At 47.3% G+C, this 5,014-nt stretch carries 5 protein-coding genes and 1 tRNA gene; 5 read left to right on the top strand and 1 reads right to left on the bottom strand.

What is annotated here, in order from left to right; translation table 11 throughout:
- The 4 genes from L1D50_RS21525 to L1D50_RS21510 all read left to right on the top strand — a co-directional run.
- A partial coding sequence (locus tag L1D50_RS21525) for a hypothetical protein (RefSeq protein WP_239966787.1) occupies nt 1-1,252 on the top strand: 1,252 nt, incomplete at its 5' end.
- Nucleotides 1,252-1,407: a hypothetical protein gene (locus L1D50_RS21520; protein ID WP_239966786.1), complete on the top strand. Its 156-nt coding sequence runs from the start codon at nt 1,252-1,254 to the stop codon at nt 1,405-1,407. The genes L1D50_RS21525 and L1D50_RS21520, both read left to right, overlap by 1 nt.
- Entirely contained in the window at nt 1,401-2,942 is a 1,542-nt protein-coding gene (locus L1D50_RS21515) for a DUF935 domain-containing protein (protein WP_239966785.1), read from the top strand. Before L1D50_RS21520 ends, L1D50_RS21515 begins: the two co-directional genes overlap by 7 nt.
- Nucleotides 2,935-4,275, top strand: coding sequence for a phage minor head protein (locus tag L1D50_RS21510; protein ID WP_239966784.1), 1,341 nt, complete (start codon nt 2,935-2,937; stop codon nt 4,273-4,275). The genes L1D50_RS21515 and L1D50_RS21510 overlap by 8 nt, the downstream gene beginning before the upstream one ends.
- On the opposite strand, the gene L1D50_RS21505 is transcribed toward L1D50_RS21510, so the two are convergent.
- A tRNA-Gln gene (locus tag L1D50_RS21505) sits at nt 4,267-4,337 on the bottom strand. The genes L1D50_RS21510 and L1D50_RS21505 overlap by 9 nt on opposite strands.
- 37 nt (nt 4,338-4,374) lie before the next feature.
- On the opposite strand from L1D50_RS21505, the gene L1D50_RS21500 reads away from it, so the two are divergent.
- On the top strand, nt 4,375-4,833 hold the full coding sequence (locus tag L1D50_RS21500) for a phage virion morphogenesis protein (protein ID WP_239966783.1): 459 nt from the start codon (nt 4,375-4,377) through the stop codon (nt 4,831-4,833).
- The last annotated feature ends 181 nt before the right edge of the window (nt 4,834-5,014 follow it).

The raw sequence follows: 5,014 nt of genomic DNA, 5'->3' as shown, positions 1-5,014 counted from the left end.
CAGCGAAAAGAAAGAAGAGATCCTAACGTACATGATCCGCTTTCCTAACAGCGGATTTAAAATTCAAGCGTTATCAAGCCGCCCCTCAAACCTGCGTGGGCTACAAGGTGATGTGGTTATAGATGAAGCCGCGTTCCATGAATCTTTAGATGCACTGCTTCAGGCTGCAATGGCTTTGCGTATGTGGGGCAGCCGCGTGCGGATCATCTCTACTCATAACGGTGTAGATAACCTCTTTAATGAGTACATTAAAGATGCCCGGGAAGGTAAAAAGCCTTATTCGGTCCACCGGATCACCCTAGATGATGCGTTAAACGATGGGCTATACAAACGCATATGCTTTGTTAAGGGTTGGGAATGGTCGCCTGAAGCCGAAGCCGAGTGGCGACAGGCTAGGATTGATGAGTCACCCAATAAAGAGAGTGCCGACGAAGAATATTTTTGTGTACCAAAGCGCAGTGGTGGTAACTACCTCAAGCGCATTGTGATTGAAGAGGCAATGGTAAGGGACAAATCGATCCCAATTCATCGTTTGACTTGTACAGATGAGTGGATGACATGGACGACTGAACAGCGCTACAAAGAAACAGAACAGTTTTGTAAAGACGTGATCCAGCCATTACTGGATAAGCTCAACCCTGACGAACAACATGCCTTCGGTGAGGATTTTGCACGCTCGGGAGATTTAACATCATTAGTACCACTTCGCATACGTGCTGACTTACACAAGCGCGTACCTTTTGTAATTGAAATTAAAAACGCCCCTTACGAAGTGCAGCGCCAAGTGGTGTTTTTTATATTGCGCCAACTACCACGGCTACGCGGTGCTGCTTTTGATGCCACGGGTAACGGTGGCTATCTTGCCGAAGCAGCAGCCTTAGAGTTTGGTATTGAATTGGTTGAATGTGTACACCTTAGTGATAACTGGTATGCCGAGTGGATGCCCAAGTTAAAAGGTGAACTAGATGATCACAATATCGAGATCCCACGTCATCAAAATGTGTTGGATGATATGTGCCACATCAAAGTGGTAAACGGTATTCCCAAGATTGATAAGGGCAAAACTAAAGATCATGACGGTAAAAAAACAGACAAGCGCCACGGTGACTTTGCGGTTGGTCTATGTATGGCTAACCGAGCTTGCTGGATGGACGGTTGCCCGATTGAGTTCACCCCGCTACCAAGCAAGAGCGGCAGCAACGATTTTAACTACGAAGACCTAGGCAGCTTTCAGGGCGCGGGGTGCTGGTAATGCGCTGGCGTATCAAGTTCGAATATGCCTTTACCATCGTAGGCGGCTTTATAGATATTGAGGCTCCCAGCTATGAAGCCGCAGAGCGCTACACCCTTGGCCTCGATGTGTACGTGGTATCAATCAAACCTATTTTGCGAGTAAAACTATGCTAGTAGACATTAATGGCGATCCGCTATCAGTTAATAAACTAGATAACAATCAAACCGAAGAAAATGCCCAAGTGGGCATGTTGCTTAGGCAATATGCAGAACACCCAACGCAAGGACTAACCCCTGCAAAGCTGGCTAGTTTGCTAAAAGAGGCGGAGGAAGGCAATTTGGCTGCGATGGCCGACTTGGCCAAAGACATCGAGGACAAAGACGGCCACATAAGCTGCGAACTGGGTAAACGCCGCCGCGCTGTGCTTGGTTACGATTGGGAAGTTAAACCACCTCGTAATCCGAGTAGTGCCGAAAAACGTGATACCGATATGCTTAACGAGTGGCTTGAAGATGCTACTTGGTTTAATGACTTTTTGTTTGATGCGACTGATGCCATATTAAAAGGTTTTAGCGCCAACGAGCTACATTGGGAATATTTAGATAAACAGCAAATGATCACAGGTTGCACTCACCGTGACCAAAACATATTTAAAACCCACCCCAACGACTTTGATCGCATCGTACTAAACGATAATACTGCCGAAGGCGAAGCGTTGAATCCTTTTGGCTGGGCTTTACATACTCATAAGAGTAAAAGCGGTTATGTTCACCGTACAGGGCTAGTGTCAGTACTCAGTTGGCCATTTTTGTTTAAAAACTTTAGCGTGAGAGACCTGGCCGAATTTTTAGAGATCTACGGTTTGCCTGTACGCGTTGGTAAGTACCCAAGCGGTGCAACCGAAGCTGAGAAAGCCACCCTCCTGCGTGCAGTGATGGCAATTGGCCATAACGCTGGCGGGATCATACCGCGTGGAATGGAAATTGATTTTCAAAGTGCAGCTAACGGCCAAGCAGATCCGTTTGAAAGCATGATCCGATGGTGCGAGCTAACACAATCAAAAGCTATCATCGGTGCAACACTTACCACCCAGGCAGACGGCAAAACCAGCACTAATGCACTTGGTAACGTGCATTTAGAAGTGATGCAAGACATCACACTAAGTGATTTAAAACAGCTGGAGCAGACCATTACGCGTGATTTGATTTATCCCATGTACGCCCTAAATGGAAAATCCTACCAGGGCAATCGTCGGTTGCCACATTTTGAGTTTGATAAAACAGAGTCTGAGGATATTGCAAGGCTAGCACCTGCACTAAAGTTGCTCGTTGAGACAGGTGTGCAAATTCCCGTACATTGGGCTAACGAAAAGCTGCAAATCCCAATCCCTACCAACAACGAGCCAGTACTTGGCAAACCGTCTAGTACTGCCACACTCAATACAGCGGTAGCCGCACTTAATGCGGAATACCAAACACGCAGCACGCAAACAGAGCTAGATACTGCCATTGATGCAATCACCAGTGGCGATATGCACGAAGAGTACAAAGCAACGCTGCAACCGCTGCTAGACAAACTTAACCAAAGCGAAGAGTTAGCCGCTATTGAGCTTGCCGAACTTTATCCCACTATCGACCAAGCCCAACTGACCGAAATGCTCACCAAGCTGATTTTTGTGAGTGAGATTTGGGGCATGATCAATGATTGATCTCAGTATTGCTTTCAATAAACCGCCTACGGATGCGGTGGCTTACTTTAAATCTAAAGGTTATGCGATAAGCGATGAGTGGCACGATGTGCTGACTACGGCGCACGCCAAGGCGTTTACCGTGGCGCGAGTTCAGAGCATGGAAGTACTAGAGGCCATACGCAAATACACCGATACGGCGCTTGCTGAAGGCTTAACGGCAAAACAATTTAGAGAGCAGCTAACGCCTGAGCTTCAGCGATTGGGTTGGTGGGGCAAAACCAAGAATGAGCAAGGCGATGCAATCCAGCTGGGTAGCCCCTATCGCTTAAACAATATTTACCGCACCAATCTACAAACCGCCTATATGAGTGGCCGCTATCGCCGCATGTTGGCTCGCAGTAAAACGCATCCGTATTGGCAGTATGTTGCTATTGATGATGCACAGACACGGCCTGAACATAGGCTGCTGCATGGCAAGGTGTTTAGGTTTGACGACCCCATTTGGCAAACCATATTCCCGCCCAATGGCTGGGGTTGCCGCTGTCGCGTTCGTGCGCTCACGGCAGAGCAAGTAAAAGCGCGTGGCTTAACCGTAGAGGATGGCAGCGGCTACGTACAGCAATTTGACGCAGAGATTGTGAGCCGCGAATCCGGCGAAGTTAAAACCACGGAGCATGCACGAGTTAAGTTACCCAGTGGCGATGTAATGACTCCAGATGTGGGCTGGGCCTATTCGCCTGGTCAATCAGCCTTTGGCACTGATGTGGCCGTGGCACAAAAGCTCGGCAAAGTGGAAAGCACACAGCTACGCGCTGAGACCATCCAAGCATTAAATAATAGTGATGAACGGGCTAAAGCATTTGAGCTGTGGACGCGTAAAAGCATTGAGCGTATAGAACGCTTTCAAGCCGCAAAACTTGCAGGCGATAAGGCGGGCTTAAAGGCTAATGGCCCGCGACCGCAACATAAAACGGTGGTGTCATTCCTCAATGATGACATTAGCCAAAAGCTTAAAGATAAGGGCATTGATGCGGCTCGTACTTTGATTTTATCTGAGCGTGCGCTGGCCCATGCGCACAGCGAGAAACACCAAGCAAACGGTACAGCTTTAGCGCTAAAGGCCTATACAGAGTTAAGCACTTTGATAAATGACCCAAAAGTTCAAGTACTGTGGGAACGTGAACGCAACGAGCTGCTTTATGTAAAGCGTGAGGGTGAAGAGTCAATTAAGGTTGTGGTGCGCTATCAAGGTAAAGGAATTGAGTTAGACACATTAATTAATGCACTAAAGGTTAAAACGCACACCATTGATGCAGCTATTAGCGGTGGGTTATATGAGGTATGGCGGTAGGGTGAGAATCGAACTCACATCACTGTCAGACAGCCCCTTACCTATCGGGGTACACCACCGCCACAAACAATTATTACCCAACAACCAAGTGATTACAATATGACCACTAGAATTGAAATACTCACAAGCGGAGATGCAACCAAAGTACTCAACGAGATTGCAGCCAGATTTAACGACCTTAGTGAACCAATGAACGAGATAGCCGCCATTATGGAAGGCGCAACAGAGGACGCCTTTGCAGAAGAGCGCAGCCCTGTAACAGGCATCGCATGGCCAGCGCTTAGTGAAAACTACCTAAAAAAAACCCCCAAACGTGTTGGCGGGCAAATGCTACAGGTAAGTGCTGGAGGACTAGCATCAAGCATTGCCGCAGACAGCGGCGCGTTTTGGGCACAGATTAGTAGTAACAAACCGTATGCCGCCATACAAAATCTTGGAGGATTGCCAGAAATGGCTCCTGGCCCAGCGGCCATTCCACAGCGTGAGTATTTAGGAATAAGCCTCAATGAAGAAACCAATATTTTGGACACTCTCAGCAACTATTTTACCGAAAACTAAAAAACGCCTCAGAAGCCCTCTGAGGCGTTTTTACATGTTCAAGTGCTAGCGTTGGGTGTTGTATGGTGTAACATGGACGTTAAAGGCGTTTCGAAACGTTTCTACAGCAAGTTTATTCGCTCTTTGTGATAAAAATTAAGATAAAAGGAATATTAAAATGAAGCCATTATCTGTGTATGCC

This window comes from Pseudoalteromonas sp. Isolate6 (assembly GCF_022398435.1).
Lineage (GTDB): Bacteria > Pseudomonadota > Gammaproteobacteria > Enterobacterales > Alteromonadaceae > Pseudoalteromonas > Pseudoalteromonas galatheae.
This window is presented reverse-complemented; position numbering and strand designations above follow the sequence as displayed.